A 25,628-nucleotide genomic window follows, 5' to 3' on the forward strand; every position below is an offset into this window, starting at 1 on the left:
AAACATTTACTTTTCGTGGGGCAACATCAGCTATTTGGCCTAAACCGCTGAAGCACAAATAAAAACGGCCTGGACTAGGCCAGGCCGCAAGCATGCATCATACGTGTTACTGCAAAGCGACAGTAACGCGCAGCCGCAATTACTTCAGTACAGCCAGGGCCGCTTCGTAGTTTGGCTCTTCGGCGATTTCGCCAACCAGCTCGCTGTGCAGCACCTTGTCGTTTTCGTCCAGTACCACCACGGCGCGGGCGGTCAGGCCCTTGAGGGCGCCGTCGGCAATGGATACACCGTAGTCAACGGCAAAATCGGCGCTGCGGAAGTCCGACAGGCTCTTCACGTTTTCCAGGCCTTCGGCGCCGCAGAAACGCGCCTGGGCAAATGGCAGGTCGGTGGAGATGCACAGTACAACGGTGTTGTTCAGCTCGTTGGCCTGGGCATTGAACTTGCGTACCGACGTGGCGCAGGTCGGGGTGTCAACGCTTGGAAAGATGTTCAGTACTTTGCGCTTGCCCGCGAAAGTCGCCAGGGTGACGTCCGACAGATCGCCTGCGGTCAGGGAAAAGTCGAGGGCCTGGCTACCGATTTGCGGCAACTGGCCTTCAACCTGGACCGGGTTGCCTTTGAGGGTGACTTGAGCCATGAACGGAATCCTTATGCTGGGTTAGATGAAACGAATTCGAGAGGCGGAAGTTAACCACAAAGTGCGAATGACACCTATGGCCGAACACAAAATGTCATGACTGCGCCCGCGCCGGGCTGCTGTGGTTTAATTGCGCCGCGTTTGCCTGCCCTTGAAGGAATTCACCGTTGAAAAGTCAGCCTGCCACCCACGTCCTGGTTATCGGTTACGTCTGGCCGGAGCCCCGCTCCTCGGCCGCCGGCGGGCATATGATGCAAATCCTGGAAAGTTTTCTGGCGCAAGGCTGGGCCATCACCTTCAGCAGCCCGGCCGCTATCGGTGAGCACAAGGCTGACCTGGCGGCACTGGGTATCCGCGAATGCGCCATCGAGCTCAACAACTGCAGTTTCGACGACTTTATCCGTGAACTGGCCCCGGATATCGTGTTGTTCGATCGCTTTATGATGGAGGAGCAGTTCGGCTGGCGGGTAGAGAAGCATTGCCCGGATGCCCTGCGCGTCCTGGAAACCTCGGACTTGCAAAGTCTGCGCGATGCCCGCCAGCAGCGCCTGAAAGACTACCTGAAGCAGCAGCCACACGCGGATGACTTCAGCCCCGTGTTCGCCCCGGCCCTGGACGAAGAGTTCCAGAGGATGGCCGATACCGACCTGGCCAAGCGCGAGATCGCGGCGATCTACCGCTGCGATATCAGCCTGATGATTTCCGATGTGGAGATCCAACTGCTCACCGAACAGTTCAAGGTGCCCGCCGCCCTGCTCCACTGGTGCCCGTTGATGATCGACGCCCCCAGCGAGGGGTTTATCCCCTATGAAGACCGCGCGCATTTCCTGAGCATCGGTAACTTCCGCCACGCCCCCAACTGGGATGCGGTGCTCTGGATGAAAAACAGCCTCTGGCCGTTGATTCGCCAGCAGCTCCCCGGCGCCCAGTTGCACATCTATGGTGCCTACACCCCCCCCAAGGCCACCGCGCTGCACAATCCGGCCCAGGGTTTTCATGTGATGAACTGGGCCGAGGACGCCCTGCAAGTGATGTCGGCTGCGCGCATCTGCCTGGCCCCGTTGCGCTTCGGTGCCGGGATCAAGGGCAAGCTGGCCGATGGCATGCTCTGCGGCACCCCGAGCATTACCACCCCTATCGGCGCCGAAGGCATGACCGACGGGCAGCCCTGGCCCGGGACGGTCGCCCAGAGCGCCACGGCCCTGGCCGCCGCCGCAGTGGCGCTATACGAAGATCGGCAAGCCTGGACCGAGGCCCAGGCCAATGGCCGTGCGCTGCTGGCCCGTCGCTTTGCCCCGCAGGTCCACGGGCCCGCACTGGTTGAACGCCTGCAACATTGCCTGGGCGAATTGGCGCAGCACCGGCGCAACAACTTTACCGGCAGCATGTTGCGCCACCACCTGCATAAAAGTACCCAGTACATGGCGCAGTGGATCGAGGCAAAAAACCGCGCTCTTTAAACACCGACGCTGGCGAGGTGGCGCGCAACGGGGCATTATCGGCTGCGCAACCACAATAAAAGCGACGCCAGCATGAGCCGAGCAACGCGCATCACCGACCCTTCCTACGAGTTGATGGACGATCACAACGGCCTGTCCATCATCTATCGCCAGCACGGCTTCCCCTGCCCGCTGGTGCGCTGGCACTTCCACAAGGAGTACGAGTTGCACCTGATTGTCGCCAGCTCCGGCAAGGTGTTTATCGGCGACTATATCGGCAACTTCCACCCGCAAAGCCTGTTCCTTACCGGCCCCAACTTGCCTCACAACTGGATCAGCCAGGTGGAGGAAGACGAAGTGGTGCCCAAGCGCGACATGTTGGTGAATTTCACCGATGAGTTGCTGGAAGGCGGCAGCCAGGTCTTCACTGAACTCAAGAGCCTCTCGCCGCTGTTGGAGCGGGCACAGTACGGCATTGAGTTCCGCTGCCAAAAGACCATCGCCCATGCATTGACCTTGATGCAGCGCATCGAAGACACCCATGGGATGGCGCGGCTGGGGCATTTTTTTGTGCTGCTGGAGGCGCTCTGTGCCTGCGAGGACTACCAAGTGCTGTCGGGAGGGGCCACCGCGCAGTTGGCCGATGAGCACAGCATCGACAGGACCAACCGTGCGGTGGACTACATTTTTGCCCATTACGCGCGGGAATTGTCCCTGGAAGAAGTCGCACATTACCTGGGGATGAAACCCACCTACTTTTCCCGGGTGTTCAAGCAAGCCACCGGCCGCACCTTCATCGAGTTCGTCAATCGCCTGCGGATCAGCAAGTCCTGCGAACTGCTGGCCGATGGCGATAAGGCCGTGACCGATGTGTGCTTCGAGTCGGGCTTCAACAACATCTCCAATTTCAACCGGCGCTTCCAGCAGCTCAAAGGCATGACGCCGTCGCATTACCGACGCCTGGCGGTACAGCGCCTGACCGAGCAGAACCTGGCCTGAGCGGCTGAGAACGCTTCATTCACAACCGCCCGTCGCCACTGTCAATTTTGACAGTTACCTGCACGACCACCTTGGGTGTGTGATGTCTTTGTCCAGTTTTCCTGCACAAGGAGCACCCTCGATGAAGAAGCCCGCGCCACCTACTCCGCCCGCTTTGCCTCGCCTGCCGCATAACCCCGAACCTGGGCAACCGACTGATGCAGACGAGTTGGCCCCACCCTTTGTCAGCGATCAGGTGATCCCGCTGCCGGGAGCTGCGCGTGGGCTCGGCATCAGCTCAACCCGGCCTTGGATGACCTTGCATTTACAGCGCTGGACCAAACTCGAGGTAGGTGACTCCTACAAGTTCTATATGGGCAGCGATCACTTTGCCATCGCCTCGGATCAGGTTAGGGATGAGGATCTGGACAAACATCTTTTGCAGTTGGTCATCTTTCCGGAGCTTATTCCGGAAAACTTTATCTATCCCTGTTTTGTCGAGGTCACTCGCAGAGGTACTGACATCCCCAGTACTTCCCCTCGTGAGACCTGGTATGTCAAGACCACTCGCCCGGGCGGGGTCAGTAAAGATCCTGCATTGTCCTATCACACCGAGCTGGTGATACACCTGCCGCCCGACCTGGTGGGCAATGATCTTGACCCCGAACGCGCCAAGGAGAACGTGGAACTGACAATCGACCCCTACCCCAATATCACGGTAGGTGACACTGCCGAAGTGCATTGGAACGGCCATCCGACGAAGCTGCGGATTGATGACGAGCATGTCGCCGGCATCAAGCCCATTACCGTGGTGATCCCTGAGTCAACCATCTATTTGGGCGGCAGTGGCGAGGTCATTATTCGCTTCCGGCTGTATGACAAGGTGTTCAACTATTCCGGTGAGCTGCAGCAGTGGTCGCAGGCCGTCACGGTGGTGAGCAATCTGGATCGTAAACTGCTCCCGGCAGCGCACTTCGTGGTAGGCGGGTACTCCGTCATTGACGTCAATCTCGATATCCATAGTTCAGGCTTCTTCTTGGAAATGGTGGTGCCCAGAAGGCTGCCTGATGGCACGCTGACACCGGCCGGGGCCTTGATTGTCGTGACGTTGAGCGGGGCCGATGCTGCGGGCGCGTCCTTTGAGAGGACCCTGGCGCCGTTTCCAGCGCGAATCGAGCTGTCGTCCACCGTCCCGATAGACCTGAAAGACCTCGAAGCAGTGCTCAATGGGCACATGCAGTTCGAATACACCCTGACAACAGCCGGTGGCGTGTTCCTCGCCCGCTCCCAGCGCCGGAACATTACGGTTCATGGTACGAAAAGCACGATGCCGGCGATGACCATCGAGCAGAACGAAGGCGGCAACATTGACCCTGAACATCCCTATATCAAAGTCATCTTTCCGCGCTACACCCCTTACGACCGCAACTACAACGTGACACTGCGTATGGAGGCGGTGCGGTCAGGAGGCGGCCTGGTGTTTTATGAAGAGACCTTATTGGCAGGCGCCGAGCCGCCGCCAGAGCGGTATCGGATTGTCCTCCAGGAAAAATTCGAACGTTTCGTCGGGCTTGGCCCCGTCCGGGTGTTCTACCTCGTCGATAACGGCACGACACAGGTCATGAACCCCGCCATCCAGGCCATACGCAAGTCCGAGGTGCTGGAAGTGACCTTTGGCCTGCGCTATGCCGATCTCCCAGCGCCGCAGATGCAATATGTGGACGAGTTCAACAATCTGGACCCGGCGCGCATAAAAGGCGGCCTGGTCCAGGCGACCCTGCCGTACACACGAACGATCCCAGGCGATGTGTTCAAGTGGACCTTGCTGGGGGCTACCAGCAGCGGTTCGGCCAGTGACGAGATTTCCCTCAACTCCGCAACGGCGGGCAAACCCGTGTTGTTCAACCTGGATGAGGCGCTGATCGTTGCCAGCAGGAATGGCGAAATTCGCTTCAGCTATTCGCTGGTGCCTGCCAGTGGCGGTGCCACGCGCTACTCGGAAGTGTTGACCGTCACCGTCGGTGAAGCCCTGGACCTGTTGCGGCCGGAAGTGTTGCAAGCCCAGCGCTATCCCGACCAACTGGTGCCCGAGGCCGCGCTGCACGGGGCGACCATTGCCGTCACCTACCCGCAGATGCTGTCCAGCCATCGGGTGCTCGCGTGTTGGACCGGTATCCCGGAGATTGGGACCCATTGTGAAACGAAGGATGGCAATACCTCCAAGACCGTGCACTTTGAGGTGCCCCCAGAGGTGATTGGGGCCAACCTCAATGGCTACGGGCGCTACATCGAGGTGCAGTACTTCGTCTTGTTAGGTGTTCATCAAAAACCTTCGCCGGTGCTGAGCCTGTACCTGCTGGCGCCTGTGCTGCCCCTGCCCTACCTCGAAGGCCATACCACCAGCGTGCTGGACATCAGCCGGTTGATCGGTACTGAACGCGCCATGGTCGAACGCTGGAGCTTTATCAGTCGCTATCAACGGATGTGGTTTGAACTCAGTGGCACGTATGCCAATGACACACCGTTCTACGCTGTGCTGTTCGACGGCGATCTGGTGACCTATACCGGCGAACAGAATGGTATTCAGTCACCGGCACCGGTACTTGAACTGCGCCAGCTCAAGGATGGCTCGCAATTTCTCATGCGTTTTGGCGCGACGTTCGACCAAACCAACAACAAGTCCAATGCCCTGTGGTTCCCGGAACGCAGGTATACCGTCCAGGCCGTCCCGGCGCAGTTTCCGCTACCCGAATTGGTGGGGGCTACCGGCTCTGGCAGCTCGGTGACCCTGTTGCCACTCGTCGCACAGTACGGGGCCAAGGTAAACGCGACGTATAGCCCGATGTATACCTCCGACAGACTCACCCTGGAGGTGGTCGGCGCGCCGGGAGCAGGCTCAGGGCTGATCGGACCAAAAGACGGAGAAACGGATGGAACGGTCACCTTCGACCTGCCGGCGGCGCTGATTGCAGCCAATATTGGCAACCATGACACCACCTTCACCTTGAAATATACGGTCTGGCGCAATGGCGAACTCCGTTCGTCTGCAGTGTTGACCGTTACGCTGAAGGCTATTCCTGCGGCCGAACTGAACAAAACCGTGATCCGTATTGATGAAGCAGCTAACGGCGTACTCAATGTGGACGAGTTGATCGGTGATGCAACAGCAAGGTTGGGGACTTGGCCGTTCATTGCCAGGAACCAGCCCGTATGGCTGCGCCTGATCGGTAACAAACCCGACGGCACGGCACACAACTTGACCCTGCTGGATGGTACCCAGGGTGCACGGGTGAGTGATGGGTGGTTGAATCAAGGGTATCAATTGCTGACGGTACTCAATACCTACCTGAGAGACCTGGGGAACGGCACTCGACTGACAATGCAGTTCAAAGTGGCCCTCAATCACAGTACTGATGAGTGGCAAGCACTTGAGTTTCCCGTGGTTACGTATTCCATATTGAGCCTGCTGATCTCAGACAAAACGCCCTTTACCGGTGGGTTCATGAATGGCTGGATCAGCCAGTACCCCGAACAGAAAAGCATCCAGCGCGAGGCGGACGGCAACTATTACCTGCGGCACGGACCCATGACAGGGGATGGTGTCAGAATCTACAAAATATATACCCCGGTCGACTATGGGTATTATCGAGTCAGGTTCAAATACAGGGTCAACAAGTTTGCAAGCATTGGCGGGCCAACCAGCATGTATATTCACCTGGCTAATTTGACGCGCAACATTACCGTAACAAACCTTAATACATGGAACTATGTCGATGAGTACATGGGTTATTGGAAAGGCGGTAATTTTCAAGCCTCAATCGCGGTTATGAATCCGACAACTGGCGGGGTCTACGATATAGATGACGTCTGGATCCAACAGCGACACTTTCCGGGTTGAGCTACCGCAAACCAGGGGATAGGTGCAAAGCACTTATCCCCTGGTTTTTATGCGTTGGCTCACCCAACAGACAGTGCTTTCCGAAAATATCAGGGCCTCACACATGCGGTCACACGCTCGTCAAACTCCAGCCCGACGGGACATGTAAAAGGATACTGAATCCAACGCTGGATCTCTTTGTCATACACACATCGGTAGAACCCCCCGACTCTGTCAGTACTTTTAAAATACCCCGCCTGAGTACAAGGAGGTTCGCGTGGTTCCGGAGGTGGTGTTTTACAGCCCCCGATAAAAACCGCCATAAGTAAGCCCAATGCGATTTTATAGAGGGTGTGGCCTTGGGGATTGACGCGAGAGCAGTTCATAAACATCTCCTGGTTAGGTTTACCAAACTATTAACCCTCTCCTGTTCTTTCCCGTCTACTGTCAGAAATAACAGGTCGCCGCTCCCCTGCTAGATATTGAACGCTTTGCAGCCCAGTGCAAAAAAGTATCACTTCAAGTGCTCCCAAGGATTTGTCACCGCGCCTGCAGAAGGCTGTAATCGACGCACACTCTTCCTGCCGCCTGGGAAGACACAACAACAAAAACTGTCCTTCTGCAGCCCCTGGGCGCAGAAATGGAGTGCGCGATGAATTTCTCAGCAAAAGCTCTGCTTGCCTGTACCTGCATGACCCTCAGCGCCGTCAGCCTTGGCGCGCAAACCCTGACCATTGCCACCGTCAACAACAGCGACATGATCCGCATGCAAAAGCTCTCGAAAACCTTCGAGGCCGAGCATCCGGACATCACGTTGAACTGGGTGGTGCTCGAAGAGAATGTGCTGCGCCAACGCCTGACGACTGACATTGCGACCCAGGGCGGGCAGTTCGATGTGCTGACCATCGGCATGTACGAAGCCGCACTCTGGGGCGCCAAGGGCTGGCTGGAGCCGATGAAGGATCTGCCGGCCTCCTACGACCTGGACGACGTGTTCCCTTCGGTGCGCGACGGCCTTTCGGTCAAGGGCTCGCTGTACGCCCTGCCGTTCTATGCCGAAAGCTCCATCACCTACTACCGCACTGACCTGTTCAAGGCTGCCGGGCTGAACATGCCAGCGCATCCGACCTGGGTGCAGATTGGCGAGTTTGCGCAAAAGCTCACCGACAAGAGCAAGGAGCAGTACGGCCTGTGCCTGCGCGGCAAGGCCGGCTGGGGTGAGAACATGGCCCTGATCACCACCCTGGCCAATGGCTATGGCGCGCGTTGGTTCGATGAGAAGTGGCAACCCGAATTCAATGGTCCTGAGTGGAAGGACGCGCTGAACTTCTATGTCGACAACATGAAGAAGTCCGGCCCACCCGGCGCCTCGAGTAACGGCTTCAATGAAAACCTGGCGCTGTTCAACAGCGGCAAATGCGCGATCTGGGTGGATGCCAGCGTCGCCGGCTCGTTTGTCACCGACAAGACCCAGAGCAAAGTCGCCGACCACGTGGGCTTCACCTTTGCCCCGCAGCAGGTCACCGACAAAGGCACCTCGTGGCTGTATTCCTGGTCCCTGGCGATCCCGGCCAGCTCCAAGGCCAAGGACGCCGCCAAGGTCTTCAGTGCCTGGGCGACGTCCAAGGAGTACGGCGCGCTGGTGGCCAAGACCGATGGCATCGCCAATGTGCCGCCAGGCACCCGCGCCTCGACCTACAGCGAGCAATACATGCAGGCCGCCCCCTTTGCCAAGGTGACGCTGGAGTCGTTGAAAGTCGCGGACCCGACCAAACCGACCGTCAAGCCCGTGCCCTACATAGGTATCCAGTTGGTGACCATTCCCGAGTTCCAGGCCATTGGTACCCAGGTGGGCAAGTTCTTCTCCGGCGCCCTGACCGGCCAGCAGAGCGTGGACCAGGCCCTGGCGGCGGCGCAAACCACCACCGAGCGGGAAATGAAGCGCGCCGGCTACCCCAAATAGCCCAGGCTCACCACCCTCAATGTGGGAGCTGGCAAGCCAGCGCCTACATTGACCGCATTCCAAGGCCGATTCTGTTTGCCTCCAATGGGTTCTGATTGTCATGAATACGTCTAAAAGCCGCCTGCGCAACCCCGGCTGGTTCCTGGTCAGCCCCTCGGTGGCCCTGTTGCTGCTGTGGATGATCGTGCCGCTGGGCATGACCCTGTACTTTTCGCTGATCCGCTACAACCTGCTCTACCCCGGCGAAAACCAATTCGTGGGCCTGGAGAACTTCACTTACTTCATCACCGACTCGGGCTTTCTGCCCGGCGCCACCAATACCTTGTTGCTGGTGGGCAGCGTGCTGCTGATCAGCGTGGTGCTGGGGGTGTTGATCAGTGCCTTACTGGAGGCCAGTGAGTTTTTCGGCCGCGGGCTGGTGCGGGTGCTGCTGATCTCGCCGTTCTTCATCATGCCCACCGTCGGTGCGCTGATCTGGAAGAACCTGATTTTCCACCCGGTGTCCGGCGTGCTGGCGGCGCTGTGGAAGCTGTTTGGCGCGCAGCCGGTGGACTGGCTGGCGCACTACCCGCTGCTCTCGATCATCATCATCGTGTCCTGGCAATGGCTGCCCTTCGCCATCCTGATTCTGATGACTGCCATGCAGTCCCTGGACCAGGAACAGAAAGAAGCGGCACGCCTGGACGGTGCCGGCCCGATTGCGATCTTCTGGCACCTGACCCTGCCGCACCTGGCCCGGCCCATCGCCGTGGTGGTGATGATCGAAACCATCTTCCTGCTCTCGGTGTTTGCCGAAATCTTCACCACCACCAACGGCGGCCCTGGCTACGCCTCGACCAACCTCGCCTACCTGATCTACAACCAGGCGCTGGTGCAGTTCGATGTGGGCATGGCCTCGGCCGGCGGCTTGATTGCCGTGGTCATTGCCAATATCGCGGCGATCATCCTGGTGCGGATGCTCGGCAAAAACCTGACTGACAAGCCTTGAGGGCCGCGCCATGACACTTCAACAATCCCGCCGCCTGCAAAGCCTGTTGCTCGGCACCCTGGCCTGGGCCATCGCGATCGTGATTTTCTTCCCGATCTTCTGGATGGTGCTCACCAGTTTCAAGACCGAAATCGACGCCTTTGCCACGCCGCCGCAATTTATATTCACGCCCACCCTTGAGAACTACCTGCACATCAACGAGCGCAGCAACTACGCAAGCTTTGCCTGGAACTCGGTGGTGATTTCCTTCAGCGCCACCGCCTTGTGCCTGCTGATTGCGGTGCCGGCGGCCTACTCCATGGCGTTCTACGAAACCCAGCGCACCAAGGGCACGCTGCTGTGGATGCTGTCGACCAAGATGCTGCCCCCGGTGGGCGTGCTGATGCCCATCTACCTGCTGGCCAAGAGCATGGGCCTTCTGGATACGCGCATCGCGCTGATCATCATCTACACCCTGATCAACCTGCCGATTGTGGTGTGGATGGTTTACACCTACTTCAAGGACATCCCCAAGGACATCCTCGAAGCCGCCCGCCTGGACGGTGCCACCCTGTGGCAGGAAATGGTGCGGGTGCTGCTGCCCATCGCCAAGGGCGGCCTGGCCTCCACCGTGTTGCTGTCGCTGATCCTGTGCTGGAACGAGGCGTTCTGGTCGCTGAACCTGACCTCCTCGAATGCCGCGCCATTGACCGCATTGATCGCCTCCTACTCCAGCCCCGAAGGTTTGTTCTGGGCCAAATTGTCCGCCGTCTCGACCCTGGCCTGCGCGCCGATCCTTATCTTCGGCTGGATCAGCCAGAAGCAACTGGTGCGCGGCCTGTCCTTTGGCGCAGTGAAATAACGACCCCTTATAAAAAGGAGGCCCATCATGGCCAACCTGAAAATCAAGAATCTGCAAAAAGGCTTCGAAGGTTTCTCCATCATCAAGGGCATCGACCTGCAAGTGAACGACAAGGAGTTCGTGGTGTTCGTCGGGCCGTCGGGCTGTGGCAAGTCAACCCTGCTGCGCCTGATTGCCGGCCTTGAGGAAGTGACTGAAGGCACCATCGAGCTCGATGGCCGCGATATCACCGAAGTGACCCCGGCCAAGCGCGACCTGGCCATGGTGTTCCAGACCTACGCGCTGTACCCGCATATGAGCGTGCGCAAGAACATGTCGTTTGCCCTGGACCTGGCCAGCGTGGACAAGCAGATCGTCGATAGCAAAGTCAGTGAAGCGGCACGCATCCTCGAGCTGGGGCCGCTGCTGGAGCGCAAGCCCAAGCAGCTGTCCGGCGGCCAGCGCCAGCGCGTGGCCATCGGCCGGGCGATTGTGCGCAACCCGAAGATCTTCCTGTTCGACGAGCCGCTGTCCAACCTCGACGCCGCCTTGCGCGTGCAAATGCGCCTGGAACTGGCGCGCCTGCATAAAGAACTGCAGGCCACCATGATTTACGTGACCCACGACCAGGTCGAAGCCATGACCCTGGCGGACAAGGTGGTGGTGCTCAATAGCGGGCGCATCGAACAGGTCGGCTCGCCGCTGGAGCTGTATCACCAGCCGGCCAACCTGTTTGTCGCGGGCTTTCTGGGGACGCCGAAAATGGGCTTTCTCAAGGGCCAGGTGACCCGTGTCGACGGCCAGGGCTGCGACGTGCAGCTGGAGGCCGGGACCCTGATCAGCCTGCCATTGAGCAGCGCCAGTTTGAGCGTCGGCAGCGCAGTGACCCTGGGCATTCGCCCCGAACACCTGGAGCTGGCGGCACCGGGCGATACCACCCTGACCGTCACCGCCGACGTTGGCGAACGCCTGGGCAGTGACACCTTCTGCCATGTGCTCACCGCCAATGGCGAGCCGCTGACCCTGCGGATCCGTGGCGATATGGCCAGCCAGTATGGCGAGACCCTGCAACTGCACCTGAACCCGGCGCACTGCCATCTGTTCGACACCGACGGTGTTGCCGTGGCTCGCCCACTGCGCGCCGCCGCCTGATTTCGCGAGAACCGTTGATGAAACTCAATAAGCAAAACCTCACGCAACTGGCGCCCGAAGTGCGCCTGCCCGCCTACACCCTCGCCGATACGCGCCAGGGCATCGCCCATATCGGCGTCGGCGGTTTCCATCGCGCGCACCAGGCGTACTACACCGACGCCCTGATGAACACCGGGGTCAGCCTCGACTGGAGCATCTGCGGCGTTGGCTTGCGCGCCGAAGACCGCAAGGCGCGGGATGACCTGGCCGGCCAGGACTATCTGTTCACCCTGTACGAACTGGGCGATACCGACGACACCGAAGTGCGTGTAATCGGTGCCATCAGCGACATGCTGCTGGCGCAAGACGGGGCCCAGGCGCTGATCGACAAACTGGCCAGCCCACAGATTCGCATCGTCTCGCTGACCATCACCGAGGGCGGCTACTGCATCGACGACAGCAACGGCGAGTTTATGGCCCATCTGCCGCAGATCCAGCACGACCTGGCCCACCCCGACACCCCCACCACAGTGTTCGGCTTTATCTGCGCAGCCCTGACCCAGCGCCGTGCTGCAGGCATCCCGGCGTTCACGGTGATGTCCTGCGATAACCTGCCGCACAACGGCGCCGTGACCCGCAAGGCGCTGCTGGCCTTCGCCGCGTTGCGCGACGCCGACCTGCATGACTGGATCCAGGCCAATGTGAGTTTTCCCAACGCCATGGTCGACCGCATCACACCGATGACCAGCACCGCGCACCGCCTGCAATTGCATGATGAACACGGCGTCGACGATGCCTGGCCGGTGGTGTGCGAACCCTTTGTGCAATGGGTGCTGGAAGACAAGTTCGTCAACGGCCGCCCGGCCTGGGAACAGGTGGGCGTGCAGTTCACCGATGACGTCACGCCCTATGAAGAAATGAAGATCGGCCTGCTCAACGGTAGCCACCTGGCCCTGACCTACCTGGGGTTTCTCAAGGGCTATCGGTTTGTCCACGAGACCATGAACGACCCGCTGTTTGTCGCCTATATGCGTGCCTACATGGACCTGGACGTGACCCCTCACCTGGCGCCAGTACCGGGCATTGAACTGACCGAGTACAAGCAGACCCTGGTGCAGCGTTTTTCCAACCAGGCGATTGCCGATCAGTTGGAGCGGGTGTGTTCCGATGGTTCGTCGAAGTTTCCCAAATTCACCGTACCGACCATCAACCGCCTGATTGCCGAGGGCCGCGACACCGAGCGGGCGGCACTGGTGGTGGCGGCCTGGGCCTTGTACCTGCAGGGCGTGGATGAGAACGGCGTGCGCTACCGAATCCCCGATCCCCGCGCCGATTTCTGCCGGGCGCTGGTGGCGGATGACGCATTGATCAGTCAGCGGTTGCTGGGTGTAGAAGAGATTTTTGGCACGGCGATTCCCAACTCGGCGGAATTTGTGGCAGCGTTTGAGCGGTGTTTTGCCAGTTTGCGCGATAACGGTGTCACAGAGACCCTGAAACGACTTACCCACTGAAGAAACCCACATTGATCGGGTTTTCACCCTACTGCCTGCTGAGTAACCACCATGACTCGCCAATCTCTGTTTCTGGGCATCGACTGCGGCACCCAAGGCACCAAAGCCATCGTCCTCGATGCCGCCAGCGGCAAGGTGCTGGGCCTGGGCGCGGCTGCACACAGCCTGATCAGCGGCGCCAACGGCCGTCGCGAGCAACACCCCCAGGAATGGCTGGACGCCTTGACCGAGTCCACCCACCGCGCCTTGCAGCAAGCCGGCGTGGACGGCCAGGACATTCTCGGCATTGGCGTTTCCGGCCAGCAACATGGCCTGGTGCTGCTCGACGATCAGGGCCAGGTGTTGCGCCCGGCCAAGCTGTGGTGCGACACCGAAACCAGCGCGGAAAACGCCCGGCTGCTGCAACACCTGGGCGGTGAAAGCGGCGCCCTGGAGCGGCTTGGCGTAGCGATCGCACCGGGCTACACCGTGTCCAAGCTGTTATGGACCCTGGAGCAACACCCGGAGGTGTTTGCGCGGATCGCCCATCTCCTGTTGCCCCACGACTACCTCAACTATTGGCTCACCGGCCGTGCCTGCGCCGAGTATGGCGACGCCTCGGGTACCGGTTATTTCAATGTGCGCACCCGGCAATGGGATTTGCCGTTGCTGCGGCATATCGACCCCAGTGGGCGCCTGGAAGCGGCGTTGCCAACCCTGATCGAAGCCAATCAGGCACTGGGCACTGTGCTGCCGGCGATCGCCGAGCGCCTGGGGATCAATCCCGGTGCCATTGTGTCCAGTGGCGGCGGGGACAATATGATGGGGGCGATTGGCACCGGCAATATTGCTCCTGGGGTGATTACCATGAGCCTCGGTTCGTCGGGCACCGTGTACGCGTTTGCCGACCAACCGAATGTCAGCGCCCAGGCTGCAGTGGCGACATTCTGTTCCTCCAGCGGCGGCTGGCTGCCGCTGATCTGCACCATGAACCTGACCAATGCCACCGGGGTCATCCGCGAACTGTTCGAGCTGGACCTGGTGGCATTCAACGCCCTGGTGGCCCAGGCGCCGATTGGCGCCGAGGGCGTGAGCATGCTGCCGTTTCTCAATGGCGAGCGCGTGCCCGCCCTGCCCCACGCAACCGGCAGCCTGCACGGCCTGACCATGACCAACCTGACCCGTGCCAACCTGTGCCGCGCGGTGGTCGAAGGCACCACCTTCGGCTTGCGCCAGGGCCTGGACCTGTTGCGCCAGACCGGCCTGCAAAGCCACAGTATCCGCCTGATCGGTGGCGGCTCGAAAAGCCCGGTGTGGCGGCAGATGGTCGCCGATATCATGGACACCGAAGTGATCTGTACCGAACAAAGCGAAGCGGCAGCCCTGGGCGCGGCGATCCAGGCCGCGTGGTGCCAGTCCGGCGAAAGCCTGCAGGCACTGTGTGCACGCTGCGTCAGTCTCGACCCGGCCAGCCGCACTCAGCCTGTGGCCGCCAGCGTCAAGGCTTACCAGCAGGCCTATGAACGCTATCAACAGCATGTGGCAACCCTTTAAGAGCGAGTAACTATGTATCTGGTGTGTGGCGAAGCGCTGTTTGATTTTTTCAGCCAGGAGGACGCCGGCGGGCAGGCTTCCAAAGTCGATTTCAAGGCGATTGCCGGCGGCTCGCCGTTCAATGTGGCCGTAGGTTTGCGCCGCCTGGGGATCGAGGCCGGGCTGTTCGCCGGGTTGTCCAGCGACTACCTGGGCCAACGCCTGCGCCAGGTGCTCAGGGATGAAGGGGTCAGCGACGAGTACCTGGTGGAGTTTGCCGCACCGACCACCCTGGCGATGGTCGCCCTGGGGGCCAATGGCTCGCCGCAATACAGCTTCCGGGGTGAAGGCTGTGCCGATCGGCAGTTGCAGCTTGAGCATCTGCCTGCCCTCGATGCTCGGGTACGCGGCCTGCATTTCGGTTCGTTTTCCCTGGTGGTGCAGCCGGTCGCCGACAGCCTGCTGGCCCTGGTCCGCCGGGAAAGCGGCAAGCGCTTGATCAGCCTCGATCCGAATGTGCGCCTGAACCCGCAGCCGGATATCGAACTATGGCGCCAGCGCGTGGCCGAGTGGGTACAGCATGCCGACCTGATCAAGGTCAGCGATGAAGACCTGCACCTGCTCTACCCAGGCCAGGCCCCCGAAAGCGTGCTGCAAGACTGGTTGCAGCACCGTTGCCAGCTGGTTTTCCTGACCCGTGGCGGCGATGGCGCGAGTGTGTTCAGTCGCCAGCATGGCAACTGGTCGGCGCCGGCGCTCAAGGTGGTGATGGCTGATACGGTGGGCGCCGGCGATACCTTCCAGGCCGCCCTGATTGCCTGGCTCACCGAACAGCAGTTGGATTGCGTGGAGGGTGTGCGCAGCCTGACCAGGGAACAGATCGACACAATGCTCAGGTTTGCCATCAGCGCCGCGGCGCTGACCTGCGGCAAGACCGGGCCAGACCTGCCCTACCGCCATCAATTGCACGGGTAATCGCGATTAGGGGCGCTCCCGTATTGCCCGGGCCACCCACGCGCCGATCACACCGCCAGCCAGGGGCGCGAGCCAGAACAGCCAGAGCTGCATCAGGTAATCAGGCCCGGCAAACAATGCCGGCCCGGTGCTGCGGGCCGGGTTGACCGAGGTATTGGTCACAGGAATCGACACCAGGTGAATCAGGGTCAGCGTCAGGCCGATGGCAATCGGCGCAAACCCCGGCGCCACACTGGGGGCAGTCACCCGCATCACGATAAACACCAGGAAGAAGGTGCCCACACTTTCCACCACCACGGCGGCCAGCAGGCTGTACTGCCCCGGGCTTAGCGCGCCATAGCCATTGGCGGCAAACTCGCCGATTTCAAAGCCCGGCCGGCCACTGGCGACCAGTGCAAGAATCGCCGCCGCCACCGTCGCCCCGGCGACCTGGGCAATGATATAGGGCAGCACATCCAGCCCCGGCAACCGCCCACCGACCCACAGGCCGACAGTCACCGCCGGGTTGAAATGCGCGCCACTGATGCTGCCCACTGCATAGGACATGCTCAACACGCTCAGGCCAAACGCCAGGGCGACCCCGCTAAACCCAATACCCAGGCCCGGAAACGCGGCCGACAGGATGGCGCTGCCACAGCCGCCAAAGGTTAACCAAAAGGTGCCGAGAAATTCTGCTGCGATTTTTTGCTGCACGCACTACCTCAGCCACTGGCGAAAAATGTGGCGAAACACTAGCAGTGAGAAGGGAAGCTGCCGTATCGGATTTGTCTGAGGCTTACCTCACAGCGTAGGCTTGGGCCCTTCTGAAACGGCCGAAAGGACTCGCCATGCGCATCAGTTTCCACGCACTCTCCACCTTCACCGCCGTGCTGTGCCTGGCCCTTGCGATTGCCTGGGGAGTGCGGCCCGACCTGCTACTGAGGCTCTGGGGGGTGGAATACACCGATGCCAGCGGCCTGGTGGCGCGACGCAATGCCATGCTGTTCCTGGCAATCGGCATCATGTTTTATCGCCTGCGCCATACCGCCCCGTCACCCACGCGCAGCGCGCTGGTATCGGGGTTTATTGTCGGTTGTCTGGGATTGGCCGCGCTAGGGATTGGCGAATGGCTCAATGGCCATGCCGGCCCGGGAATTCTGCTGGCCGTGGGCACGGAGTTAGTGCTGGGCCTGGGGTTTATCCAGGCCCGCAAACCAACCGTGGGCTGATCAGTAGAGCCTGGCGCCCGCCCTGCGCGGGGCGGGTGCATGGGCATGTTTGAGATCCTCACGCAACTCGGTGATCAGATTGCAGATGGCACGACTGCTGTCGAGTTTATTGGCCTGGATGCCGGTGACAGTCAGGTCGGTACCATCGTCGTCGTAGATTTTGATGGTCAACGACGCATCCTGGGCCTTGATGCATTCACAACGTCTGGGCAGGAAGCTTCCTTCAATAAGGCCGCGTAACTCCAATTCCGAAAACATGGCTAAACCTCTCCTTTTTTGAGACCGCCAATGAATTTTTATAGCTCTCAATAGTCTGACCGCCGCGTCAGGACGGTTGACTGCACGCCTTGCCAACCCTGGCAGGCGCGTTCAACTGCAAAGCCTACTCGTTGTGCCTGTCGGCGTAGGATCCTTTCCTCATAAGCACCCGCTACCCTTATATGCGTTGCTGCTGGTTTGCATTGCCGGACGTTGGCGTGCATCGTGGCCGCGACTGTTTTATTGACCCCAAGATAAGGACGTCCCATGACTTCTTCGCCCTTCACTCTGTTTTCCGTTTTGGCCATGAGCGTGCTGGCCGCCCAGGCCAATGCCGCCAAGCTGGAAGATATCGCGCCCTACCCCAAGGCCGATGCTGGTCAGGTTCGCCAGGTCATCCACTTGCCGGCAAAGCCCCAGGAACAGGACTTCAAGGTTGAAATCCTCGCCGGTAAAACCTTGCCGGTGGACTGCAACCAGCAACGGCTCGGTGGTGTGCTGGAAGAGAAAAACCTCGAAGGCTGGGGCTACCCGTTCTACCGCCTGGAGAAGGTCAGCGGCCCCATGAGCACCCTGATGGCCTGCCCCGAAGGCAAGACCCACGAGGTTTTTGTGCCGGTGGTCGGTGACGGTTTTGTGCTGCGTTACAACAGCAAATTGCCCATCGTTTTATATGTTCCAAAAGATGTCGAAGTGCGTTACCGCATCTGGTCGGCATCGCCTACCGTCGAGAAGGCAAGCGCGCAGTAACGCCACAGCCTGAATGTGTGTGGGCTTGCCTGCTACAGCGCTGCGTCAGCCACCAGTTGCTGTGACTGAACCACCGCCATCGCGGGCAAGCCCGCTCCCACAGGGAGGGCTCTGCGAGCAGGCAAGTATGGCCCCACCACAAATCCAATGTGGGAGCTGGCTTGCCTGCGATGGCGACCTGTCAGCCCCCGAAAATAATGACTGAACCATCCCACTGGGGGCTCTGCGAGCAGGAAAGTATGGCCACACCACAAATCCAATGTGGGAGCTGGCTAGCCTGCGATGGCGATCTGTCAGCCTCGAAAATAGTAACTGAACCACCGCCATCGCGGGCAAGCCAGCTCCCACAGGGGCGACTTTGCTAAAGCTCGGCAACTTCCACATTCAATCGGTGCTCTCGCGCCGCCACCCGCTCGGCCACGTGGCGCAAACTGTCGAAGTTGATATTAGCCCCGGAGTTGATCGCCACCAGTGTCTGCCCCTGGGCCCCGGTACGTGTCACGTAGCGGCGGATACCGGCCACCGCCAGGGCGCCGGAGGGTTCGGTGATGGAGCGGGTGTCGTCGTAGATCAGCTTGATCGCACTGCACAGTTCATCATTGCTGACGGTGATGACCTCATCAACATAATGACGGCAGATTTCAAAACCGTGGGCACCGATCTGCGCCACTGCGGTGCCATCGGCAAAGCTGTCCACGCTGGGCAGTATCACCCGCTCACCGGCATCCAGGGCCGCCAGCAGGCAGCTGGAGCCTTCAGGTTCCACGCCAATCACCCGCACTTGCGGGCGCAAATACTTGATGTAGGCCGCGATGCCGGCGATCAACCCACCCCCGCCGACCGGGACGAAGATCGCGTCCAGCGCACCTTGCTGCTGGCGCAGGATTTCCATGGCGACGGTACCCTGCCCGGCGATCACGTCGGGATCGTCGAAGGGCGATACAAAGGTGCCCCCCGACTGTTCGGCCAACTGCAATGCATGGGCCAGGGCAAACGGGAAGCTCGCGCCCTGCAACACTGCCTCAGCGCCTCGTGAGCGCACGCCCAGCACTTTCAATTCAGGCGTGGTGCTGGGCATGACTATCGTCGCCTTGATTCCCAACTCACGCGCCGCCAGCGCCACACCCTGGGCATGGTTGCCCGCCGAGGCCGTGATCACGCCGCGGGCTTTTTGCTCATCGCTCAGTTGCACCAGTTTGTTGTAGGCGCCACGGATCTTGAAGGAGAACGTCGGCTGCAGATCTTCACGCTTGAGCAGGATCTGATTGCCGAGCAGCGCCGAGAGTGCCGGTGCCGCCTGCAAGGGGGTGCGTACCGCCAGGTCGTAGACCGGCGCGGCGAGGATCTTCTTCACGTATTGCTCAAGCAGCAAGGGGCTACTCATGGGTGTCTCCTGGCGTTTTACGGGGCCCTGGAGACGGAAAAACAAAACCCGCCTCTAGGGCGGGTTTGGGTACAGCCGAACGCTATCCCGCCAAATGAGGAATGGCGGTAATAATGCTTGGCTGGGAACGATAGGTTTGAACGGTCATGGCGCAAAACTAACCGGCGCTCTGTGGCAAGTCAACTGCAGGGCTTTACGGGCGATATACGAAACATATACGCTTTGTATATCAATCCTACACAGTGAAGCTCATGGGCATCGTCAAGATCACCGATCAACTGCATGAACAACTGCGTCTGGCCAGCGCCGCCATGGACCGTTCCATCAACGCCCAGGCGGAGTTCTGGATCAAGATCGGCCTGTTGGCCGAACTCAATCCACACCTGGCCTACAACGATCTGATCAACAAGCTGTTGCTCGACAAACCCGACCTGATCCGGGGGCGCAGCTGATGATCAAGACCCCTGCACAGATCGCCGTGATGCGCGAAGCCGGGCGCCTGCTGGGCCAGGTGTTCACGATGCTCGACAGCCGGGTCGCGGCCGGCCAGACCACCCTGGAACTGGATGCGGCCGTCGAGGCGTTTATCCGCCAGGACCTGCAGGCCCGCCCCGCCAGCCTCGGGCAGTATGACTACCCCTTCTGCATCAACACCTCCATCAATGAAGTGGTGTGCCACGGCATGCCAAATGCCAAGGATGTGTTGAAGGACGGCGATATCGTCAATATCGACATCACCCTGGAAAAAGGCGGGTTTATCGCCGACTCCAGCAAGATGTACATGGTCGGCGCTGTCGCGCCCAAGGCGCGGCGCCTGGTGGAGCAGACGTTCGAGGCGATGTGGGCCGGTATTCGCCAGGTCAAACCCGGCGCGCGCCTGGGGGATATCGGCCATGCGATTCAAAGCCATGCCCAGGCCAATGGCTACAGCGTGGTGCGCGAGTATTGCGGCCACGGGATTGGCCGGGAAATGCATGAAGAGCCACAAATCCTGCACTTCGGCCGCCCGGGCACCGGCCTCACCCTGCGCGAAGGTATGGTGTTCACCATCGAACCGATGCTCAACCAGGGTAGCGCCAAAGTGCGCAGCCTCAAGGACGGCTGGACCGTGGTGACCCGCGACAACAGCCTGTCGGCCCAGTGGGAACATACGGTGGCGGTCACCGCGGATGGCTTTGAAGTGCTGACGCTGCAGGCGGGTGCCTGAAGCATCCCACACCGGCAGCAAAGTGGGGCCCAGTCACCCTGCTTTGTCGCCGCCCCTGGCAATCCGCCTGAGCCCCAGCACCATCCCTGCGGCGCCCAACGCCATCGCCAGCAAAAACAGCGGGTACGCCACCCACCACGGCGTGCCGGCCGTCATCATGCTGAACTCGGACATGCCGCCAATGCTGGCGATCAGGTTCAGCGGCAGGAACACCACGTTGATCAGTGTCAGCTTGCGCAGCAGGTTGTTCATGCTGTTGTTCATCAGGTTGCCCCGGGCGTCGATCAGCCCGGAGAACACATTGGAATAAATCTCCGCCTGCTTGTAGCACTGGTTGTTCTCGATGATCAGGTCGTCGATCAAGCCCAGGGTCTGCGGGCTGAAATGCTCCTTCTCGCCATGGTTGCGCAAACGCGTCAAGACCGCGCCGTTGCTGTGCAGCGCGTTGATGTAATAGATCAGGCTCTCGCTGAGGCTGAACATTTGCATCAGGTGGCGGTTACTCATGGAGGCGTTGAACTGCTGCTGCAATTCCCGGGCGACCAGCTTGATCACCTTGAGGTGGCCCAGATAGTGGTGAATGTTGTTCAGCAGCAGGTCCAGCAGTACATCCAACGGTGTATGCAGCGGCCGGCGCGCGCCCAGGCCGGACAGTTGGCTGTCGTCGGTGGCGATCACCAGCAGGCGGTCCGGTGAAAACAGCAAGCCACAGGACGACACTTCAAACACCAGGTTGCTGCCCCCGGAGTAGTTTTGCGGGCGCTTCCAGATCAGAAACAGGTTGTCTGGATGGAACTCGATACGCGACACCTCGTCCGGATCCAGTGCCGACGCCAGCGCGTGCTCATCGACCTTGTAGCGCTCGCGCAGCAATTCACGCTCATCACTGTCGGGGTTGCTGAACAGCAGGACCTCGGCACTTTCGCGCTCGGTGCGGCGCAGCGCGCCCTCATTGAGCTCAAAGCAGATCACCAGACCTGGCCCTGGCGTTTGAGCTCCAGGCGGCGCACGAACTCCTCCAGCACCAGGGAGTACAAGTCGTCCTGCAAGTAGGCGTCTTCGATCCCGGCGTCCATGTTCGGGTTGTCGTTGACCTCGATCACCACCACCTTGTCGCCGGACTGCTTCAGGTCCACGCCGTACAACCCATCACCGATCAGGTTAGCGGTCTTGACCGCCAGTTCCACCACGGCCTTGGGCGCTTCGTGCACCGCCAGGGTCCGGCACTCGCCGTTGATATCCTGGCCGATGGCCTTGTGGTTGTAGATCTGCCAATGGCCCTTGGACATAAAGTATTGGCAGGCAAAGATCGGCTTGCGGTTGAGTACGCCGATGCGCCAGTCGTACTCGGTATAGAAAAACTCCTGGGCCAGCAGCAACACCGAGTGTTCGAACAACTCTGCCGTGGCGGCCAGCAGCGCCTCCTGGCTTTCCACTTTGATCACCCCTCGGGAGAAACAACCGTCGGGGATTTTCAGCACCAGGGGGAAGCCCAGGCGCTCGCCAACCCGTTCGAAATCTTCCGGTCGTTCCTTGTACAGAATTTCGGTAGCGGGCATGCCCAATTGATGGCTGTTGAGCAGATCCGTGAGGTAGACCTTATTGGTACAACGCAGGATCGACGCCGGGTCGTCCATCACCACCAGCCCTTCACTCTCGGCCTTTTTGGCGAAGCGATAGGTGTGGTTGTCGACACTGGTGGTTTCGCGGATCAACAAGGCGTCGTATTCGGCCAGTCGCGCGTAGTCCTTGCGCTCAATCAGCTCGACATCAATCCCCAAGCCCCTGCCCACCCGCACGAAATTTTCCAGGGCCTTGGCATTGGACGGCGGCAGCTGCTCCTGGGGATCATGCAGGATTGCCAGGTCATAACGGGCCAGGCGCCGGGAGCGCGGTTGACGCCAGATCCTGCGGCTGAAGTTGTCCAGGGCGTGGGCGAATTGATCTTCCTGATCATCGCGCAACTTATGCAGCACCCCGGACTTGATGCCTTCGATATGCCAGCCGTTATTCTTGCGAAACTCAACTAACAAGATCGGACAAGGAAACGCTTCAAACAACTGCCGGGCCAAATCCTGCAACGGCTCAATATTGGTTCGACCAAAATAAAGGGTCAGGGTAAAACCTTCGGTATTACTGTAGAGGTGATGACTCAATGCTTTGTCGAGGGTTTTATCCAGGTCATCCAGGGCCAGGCCATACAAGGATTTTTTCGTCAATTCGCTGATGGTGCGCACCGACGGAATCACCTTGTGCCCCCGCGCCTCGGCCAGCAGCGAGCAGTAATAGCCATGCCCCAGGTACTTGTAGCTGCGGCACAGGTTGATGACCTGGACCCGTTTGCCGGCCTCGTTCTCCCGGGGGTGTTCGAGGTATTCCTGGGCAGTGACAATATCTTCACTGGGGAAGTACGAGGCCCAGTCTTCCTTGCGTTCTACAATAATCACAACTTGGCTTGCACTCTTGGGCGGTGTAGAAAAATATCCGCCGGAAGTTATTGTCGCCGCGACGGTTTGCTCGGATACTTCTCGCCAATGACTTTGTACCGCTGACATATTGATTGATCCGCTAGAGAACTTGACCTTTTCTATTAAGCACGATCTTTCACGGAAGTCTCGTTTAGTTACGCAACTTTTACGGCGGTTATATGACTCTTTTCTTTCGCGTTGCAACCCTGGATGACCTGCCAGCACTGGTGGCCCTGGAACAGCACTGTTTCACCACAGACCGGCTGTCTGCCCGCAGTTTCCAGTGGATGATCAGCCGCGCCCATGCGCAGCTGCTGGTGGCCGAAAATACCGGGCAATTGCTGGGTTATGCCCTGGTGCTGTTCCATCGCGGCACCTCGCTGGCGCGCCTGTACTCCCTGGCCATTGCCGCGCCGGCCCGGGGCATGGGCCTGGGCAAGCAATTGCTGGCGCGCATCGAGGCCTGCGCCGTGGCGCACGACTGTGCGTACCTGCGCCTTGAGGTGCGCACCGACAACCCTGGCGCTATTGCCCTGTATGAACACAGTGGCTACCGGCGCTTTGCCCTGATCAACGACTATTACGCCGACCATACCGACGCCCTGCGCCTGGAAAAACGCATCCTCCAGCACACTGACGCGCGGGCCTTGAGTGTGCCCTACTACCAGCAGACCACCGACTTCACCTGCGGCGCAGCCTGCCTGTTGATGGCCATGGGCGCCCTGTTACCTGGGCGTGAGTCTCTGCGCCGCGAAGAGCTGCAGATCTGGCGCGAAGCAACCACCGTGTTCATGACCGCCGGCCACGGCGGCTGCAGCCCCCAAGGCCTGGCCCTGGCTGCCTGGCGCCGGGGGTTTAAGGTGCGCATGCAGGTCAACGTGCGCGGGCCGCTGTTTCTCGATGGGGTGCGCGACCCGCATAAAAAAGAGGTGATGCGCCTGGTGCATGAGGGTTTCGAGGAGGATTTGGCCAACAGTGATGTGCAGCAGGTATTCGGCGGTGCGTTGGATCTGGCGCAGGTCCTCGGTGATGGCGGCCAGCCACTGGTGCTGATCAGCAGCTACCGGCTGACGCGTTCCAAGTCACCGCACTGGGTGATCGTGACTGACTGTGATCAAGAGTTTGTCTACCTGCATGATCCCGACGTGGACCATAGCCAGCATCGCCGCCCCATGGACTGCCAGCATTTGCCGGTCAGCCACGGGGAGTTCGAGCGGATGTGCCGTTTTGGCAGCCGTCAGCTGCGGGCGGCGGTGGTGCTATACCGGTAACGCCCTGGCGCTGCCGGTCGCCGCGGCCTTGGCTTCGAGTTCGCGCACCAGGGGCAATACGCGCTGGCCGAAATATTCCACCTCCTCCTGGAAGTGCAGGAAGCCCGCCAGCACCAGGTCCACCCCCACCGCCTTGAGCGCGACGATGCGCTCGGCAATCTGCCGAGGGGTGCCGATCAGGTTGGTCTTGAAGCCGTCGTTGTACTGCACCAGGTCGGCGAAGCTGGACTTGGCCCAGTTGCCCTCACCTTCGGGCGAGGCCTTGCCCGCCTGCCTGGCGGCATCACCAAAGGCGTTGACGGCCTGCGGGTCGGCCTTGTCGATGATCTCAGCCAACACCGCCTGGGCCTCTTGCTCGGTGTCGCGGGCGATCACAAACGCGTTGACCCCGACTTTTACCGAATGGTGATTGGCCGCAGCCTTGGCGCGGATATCATCGACCTGGGCCTTGATCCCCTCGGGCGTGTTGCCGTTGGTGAAATACCAGTCCGACACCCGCGCCGCCATATCCCGCGCAGCCCGGGAGCTGCCACCCTGGAAAATTTCCGGGTGCGGCTGAGTCAGGGGCTTGGGCTTGAGGCTGTAATGGTTGAACCGATAAAAATCCCCCTTGAAGGTGAAATCGTCCTGGGTCCAGATGCCTTTTAACGCGCGGATAAACTCTTCGGAGCGCCGATAGCGCTCGTCATGCTCCAGCCAGTGCTCGCCAATGGCCTGGAACTCGCCCTTGAACCAGCCGCTGACGATGTTCACCGCCACCCGGCCTTGGGTCAGTTGATCAATGGTCGCCAACTGCTTGGCCGCCAGCGCCGGCTGCCAGGGCCCCGGCAGGATCGCGGCGATCACCTTGAGTTGGGTCGTGGCCGCCAGCAACGCATGGCTGAAGGCCACGGATTCATGTTGGTATTCGGCGCCATAGCCGGCGGTGAAACGGATTTGCGTCAGGGCATACTCAAACCCCGCCGCCTCGGCCAACTGGGCCAGCTTGCGGTTGTAGTCGATGCCCCAGTCGGTACGTTGTTCAACCTTGCTGACCACCAGGCCACCACTGACATTGGGCACCCAATAGGCAAATTTCACGGCTTGCTGAGTCATCGTTCGGCACCTCGCACACAGGGAATGTACAGGGGTAGAGCAGCAAACGTGCCAGGGTTGGCAAAGCCCCTGGGCTGGGGCGTTTGCGTGCCGACCGACCTATCGGCCATGTTGCCCGGGCGGGCTATTTGTTGGATCACTGTTGGTAGCGCA

Annotated in this window: 22 protein-coding genes; 15 read left to right on the forward strand and 7 right to left on the reverse strand. The window is 60.3% G+C overall.

The window, feature by feature from the left end; genetic code table 11:
• Positions 1–139: 139 nt before the first annotated feature.
• Positions 140–640 carry a thiol peroxidase gene (tpx, locus tag HBO24_RS01455; RefSeq protein ID WP_057436626.1) on the reverse strand — a complete coding sequence of 167 codons (501 nt, stop codon included), beginning with the start codon at positions 638–640 and terminating at the stop codon, positions 140–142.
• A 167-nt stretch (positions 641–807) separates the two neighbouring features.
• On the opposite strand from tpx, the gene HBO24_RS01460 reads away from it, so the two are divergent.
• The 10 genes from HBO24_RS01460 to HBO24_RS01510 all read left to right on the forward strand — a co-directional run bounded on the left by HBO24_RS01460 (position 808) and on the right by HBO24_RS01510 (position 15,834).
• On the forward strand, positions 808–2,100 hold the full coding sequence (locus HBO24_RS01460) for a glycosyltransferase (RefSeq protein ID WP_115128265.1): 1,293 nt from the start codon (positions 808–810) through the stop codon (positions 2,098–2,100).
• Between the two features lie 72 nt (positions 2,101–2,172).
• Entirely contained in the window at positions 2,173–3,078 is a 906-nt protein-coding gene (locus HBO24_RS01465; RefSeq protein ID WP_170059182.1) for an AraC family transcriptional regulator, read from the forward strand.
• Between the two features lie 121 nt (positions 3,079–3,199).
• On the forward strand, positions 3,200–6,955 hold the full coding sequence (locus HBO24_RS01470; RefSeq protein WP_170059183.1) for a hypothetical protein: 3,756 nt from the start codon (positions 3,200–3,202) through the stop codon (positions 6,953–6,955).
• Between the two features lie 631 nt (positions 6,956–7,586).
• On the forward strand, positions 7,587–8,897 hold the full coding sequence (locus HBO24_RS01480) for a sugar ABC transporter substrate-binding protein (protein WP_170059184.1): 1,311 nt from the start codon (positions 7,587–7,589) through the stop codon (positions 8,895–8,897).
• A 100-nt stretch (positions 8,898–8,997) separates the two neighbouring features.
• Complete coding sequence (locus HBO24_RS01485; protein ID WP_057436634.1) at positions 8,998–9,885, forward strand: sugar ABC transporter permease; 888 nt, start codon at positions 8,998–9,000, stop codon at positions 9,883–9,885.
• A gap of 10 nt (positions 9,886–9,895) precedes the next feature.
• Positions 9,896–10,726, forward strand: a complete 831-nt coding sequence (locus HBO24_RS01490) for a carbohydrate ABC transporter permease (RefSeq protein WP_057436636.1) — start codon at positions 9,896–9,898, stop codon at positions 10,724–10,726.
• A 27-nt stretch (positions 10,727–10,753) separates the two neighbouring features.
• On the forward strand, positions 10,754–11,857 hold the full coding sequence (gene ugpC / locus HBO24_RS01495) for a sn-glycerol-3-phosphate ABC transporter ATP-binding protein UgpC (protein ID WP_170059185.1): 1,104 nt from the start codon (positions 10,754–10,756) through the stop codon (positions 11,855–11,857).
• A 17-nt stretch (positions 11,858–11,874) separates the two neighbouring features.
• Positions 11,875–13,347, forward strand: coding sequence for a mannitol dehydrogenase family protein (locus HBO24_RS01500; protein WP_170059186.1), 1,473 nt, complete (start codon positions 11,875–11,877; stop codon positions 13,345–13,347).
• Positions 13,348–13,398: 51 nt separating this feature from the next.
• Positions 13,399–14,880 carry a xylulokinase gene (gene xylB, locus HBO24_RS01505; protein ID WP_057436643.1) on the forward strand — a complete coding sequence of 494 codons (1,482 nt, stop codon included), beginning with the start codon at positions 13,399–13,401 and terminating at the stop codon, positions 14,878–14,880.
• A gap of 12 nt (positions 14,881–14,892) precedes the next feature.
• A complete protein-coding gene (locus HBO24_RS01510) occupies positions 14,893–15,834 on the forward strand; it encodes a carbohydrate kinase (protein WP_057436644.1) in 942 nt (313 codons plus the stop codon).
• A gap of 6 nt (positions 15,835–15,840) precedes the next feature.
• Here the strand turns inward: HBO24_RS01510 and aqpZ are convergent, their stop codons facing one another.
• On the reverse strand, positions 15,841–16,527 hold the full coding sequence (aqpZ, locus tag HBO24_RS01515) for an aquaporin Z (RefSeq protein ID WP_057436645.1): 687 nt from the start codon (positions 16,525–16,527) through the stop codon (positions 15,841–15,843).
• Positions 16,528–16,661: 134 nt separating this feature from the next.
• Between aqpZ and HBO24_RS01520 the strand changes: the two genes are divergently transcribed.
• Positions 16,662–17,042 carry a hypothetical protein gene (locus HBO24_RS01520; protein ID WP_115128270.1) on the forward strand — a complete coding sequence of 127 codons (381 nt, stop codon included), beginning with the start codon at positions 16,662–16,664 and terminating at the stop codon, positions 17,040–17,042.
• On the opposite strand, the gene HBO24_RS01525 is transcribed toward HBO24_RS01520, so the two are convergent.
• Positions 17,043–17,300: a DUF1652 domain-containing protein gene (locus tag HBO24_RS01525; RefSeq protein ID WP_057436646.1), complete on the reverse strand. Its 258-nt coding sequence runs from the start codon at positions 17,298–17,300 to the stop codon at positions 17,043–17,045.
• 267 nt (positions 17,301–17,567) lie between these two features.
• Between HBO24_RS01525 and eco the strand changes: the two genes are divergently transcribed.
• Positions 17,568–18,050, forward strand: coding sequence for a serine protease inhibitor ecotin (eco, locus tag HBO24_RS01530; RefSeq protein WP_115128271.1), 483 nt, complete (start codon positions 17,568–17,570; stop codon positions 18,048–18,050).
• Positions 18,051–18,411: 361 nt separating this feature from the next.
• Here the strand turns inward: eco and ilvA are convergent, their stop codons facing one another.
• Positions 18,412–19,434 carry a threonine ammonia-lyase, biosynthetic gene (gene ilvA, locus HBO24_RS01535; RefSeq protein WP_128593050.1) on the reverse strand — a complete coding sequence of 341 codons (1,023 nt, stop codon included), beginning with the start codon at positions 19,432–19,434 and terminating at the stop codon, positions 18,412–18,414.
• A 251-nt stretch (positions 19,435–19,685) separates the two neighbouring features.
• Here ilvA and HBO24_RS01540 point away from each other — a divergent pair, with 251 nt between their 5' ends.
• Positions 19,686–19,886 carry a ParD-like family protein gene (locus HBO24_RS01540; RefSeq protein WP_057436650.1) on the forward strand — a complete coding sequence of 67 codons (201 nt, stop codon included), beginning with the start codon at positions 19,686–19,688 and terminating at the stop codon, positions 19,884–19,886.
• Positions 19,886–20,641 (forward strand): type I methionyl aminopeptidase, encoded by a 756-nt coding sequence (gene map / locus HBO24_RS01545; protein ID WP_057436952.1) that lies wholly within the window; start codon positions 19,886–19,888, stop codon positions 20,639–20,641. Before HBO24_RS01540 ends, map begins: the two co-directional genes overlap by 1 nt.
• A gap of 33 nt (positions 20,642–20,674) precedes the next feature.
• Here map and HBO24_RS01550 read toward each other — a convergent pair whose 3' ends face one another.
• Both HBO24_RS01550 and HBO24_RS01555 read right to left on the reverse strand, forming a co-directional pair.
• On the reverse strand, positions 20,675–21,616 hold the full coding sequence (locus HBO24_RS01550; RefSeq protein ID WP_057959452.1) for a magnesium transporter CorA family protein: 942 nt from the start codon (positions 21,614–21,616) through the stop codon (positions 20,675–20,677).
• Positions 21,610–23,196: a RimK family protein gene (locus tag HBO24_RS01555; protein ID WP_115128273.1), complete on the reverse strand. Its 1,587-nt coding sequence runs from the start codon at positions 23,194–23,196 to the stop codon at positions 21,610–21,612. Before HBO24_RS01555 ends, HBO24_RS01550 begins: the two co-directional genes overlap by 7 nt.
• A gap of 92 nt (positions 23,197–23,288) precedes the next feature.
• Here HBO24_RS01555 and HBO24_RS01560 point away from each other — a divergent pair, with 92 nt between their 5' ends.
• Positions 23,289–24,380, forward strand: coding sequence for a GNAT family N-acetyltransferase/peptidase C39 family protein (locus HBO24_RS01560; RefSeq protein WP_115128274.1), 1,092 nt, complete (start codon positions 23,289–23,291; stop codon positions 24,378–24,380).
• On the opposite strand, the gene sfnG is transcribed toward HBO24_RS01560, so the two are convergent.
• Positions 24,369–25,475, reverse strand: a complete 1,107-nt coding sequence (gene sfnG / locus HBO24_RS01565; RefSeq protein WP_057436652.1) for a dimethylsulfone monooxygenase SfnG — start codon at positions 25,473–25,475, stop codon at positions 24,369–24,371. The two genes, HBO24_RS01560 and sfnG, sit on opposite strands and share 12 nt — an antisense overlap.
• Positions 25,476–25,628 lie beyond the last annotated feature (153 nt).

Origin of the sequence: Pseudomonas sp. WS 5410, assembly GCF_012985645.1 — a bacterium.
Classification (GTDB): domain Bacteria; phylum Pseudomonadota; class Gammaproteobacteria; order Pseudomonadales; family Pseudomonadaceae; genus Aquipseudomonas; species Aquipseudomonas shahriarae.

Excerpts from the sequence above, each read along its gene's own strand:
- tpx (WP_057436626.1), bottom strand. The coding sequence starts at position 640 with ATGGCTCAAGTCACCCTCAAAGGCAACCCGGTCCAGGTTGAAGGCCAG.
- HBO24_RS01465 (WP_170059182.1), top strand. The coding sequence starts at position 2,173 with ATGAGCCGAGCAACGCGCATCACCGACCCTTCCTACGAGTTGATGGAC.
- HBO24_RS01470 (WP_170059183.1), top strand. The coding sequence starts at position 3,200 with ATGAAGAAGCCCGCGCCACCTACTCCGCCCGCTTTGCCTCGCCTGCCG.
- HBO24_RS01480 (WP_170059184.1), top strand. The coding sequence starts at position 7,587 with ATGAATTTCTCAGCAAAAGCTCTGCTTGCCTGTACCTGCATGACCCTC.
- HBO24_RS01485 (WP_057436634.1), top strand. The coding sequence starts at position 8,998 with ATGAATACGTCTAAAAGCCGCCTGCGCAACCCCGGCTGGTTCCTGGTC.
- HBO24_RS01490 (WP_057436636.1), top strand. The coding sequence starts at position 9,896 with ATGACACTTCAACAATCCCGCCGCCTGCAAAGCCTGTTGCTCGGCACC.
- ugpC (WP_170059185.1), top strand. The coding sequence starts at position 10,754 with ATGGCCAACCTGAAAATCAAGAATCTGCAAAAAGGCTTCGAAGGTTTC.
- HBO24_RS01500 (WP_170059186.1), top strand. The coding sequence starts at position 11,875 with ATGAAACTCAATAAGCAAAACCTCACGCAACTGGCGCCCGAAGTGCGC.
- xylB (WP_057436643.1), top strand. The coding sequence starts at position 13,399 with ATGACTCGCCAATCTCTGTTTCTGGGCATCGACTGCGGCACCCAAGGC.
- HBO24_RS01510 (WP_057436644.1), top strand. The coding sequence starts at position 14,893 with ATGTATCTGGTGTGTGGCGAAGCGCTGTTTGATTTTTTCAGCCAGGAG.
- HBO24_RS01520 (WP_115128270.1), top strand. The coding sequence starts at position 16,662 with ATGCGCATCAGTTTCCACGCACTCTCCACCTTCACCGCCGTGCTGTGC.
- HBO24_RS01525 (WP_057436646.1), bottom strand. The coding sequence starts at position 17,300 with ATGTTTTCGGAATTGGAGTTACGCGGCCTTATTGAAGGAAGCTTCCTG.
- eco (WP_115128271.1), top strand. The coding sequence starts at position 17,568 with ATGACTTCTTCGCCCTTCACTCTGTTTTCCGTTTTGGCCATGAGCGTG.
- ilvA (WP_128593050.1), bottom strand. The coding sequence starts at position 19,434 with ATGAGTAGCCCCTTGCTGCTTGAGCAATACGTGAAGAAGATCCTCGCC.
- HBO24_RS01540 (WP_057436650.1), top strand. The coding sequence starts at position 19,686 with ATGGGCATCGTCAAGATCACCGATCAACTGCATGAACAACTGCGTCTG.
- map (WP_057436952.1), top strand. The coding sequence starts at position 19,886 with ATGATCAAGACCCCTGCACAGATCGCCGTGATGCGCGAAGCCGGGCGC.
- HBO24_RS01555 (WP_115128273.1), bottom strand. The coding sequence starts at position 23,196 with ATGTCAGCGGTACAAAGTCATTGGCGAGAAGTATCCGAGCAAACCGTC.
- HBO24_RS01560 (WP_115128274.1), top strand. The coding sequence starts at position 23,289 with ATGACTCTTTTCTTTCGCGTTGCAACCCTGGATGACCTGCCAGCACTG.
- sfnG (WP_057436652.1), bottom strand. The coding sequence starts at position 25,475 with ATGACTCAGCAAGCCGTGAAATTTGCCTATTGGGTGCCCAATGTCAGT.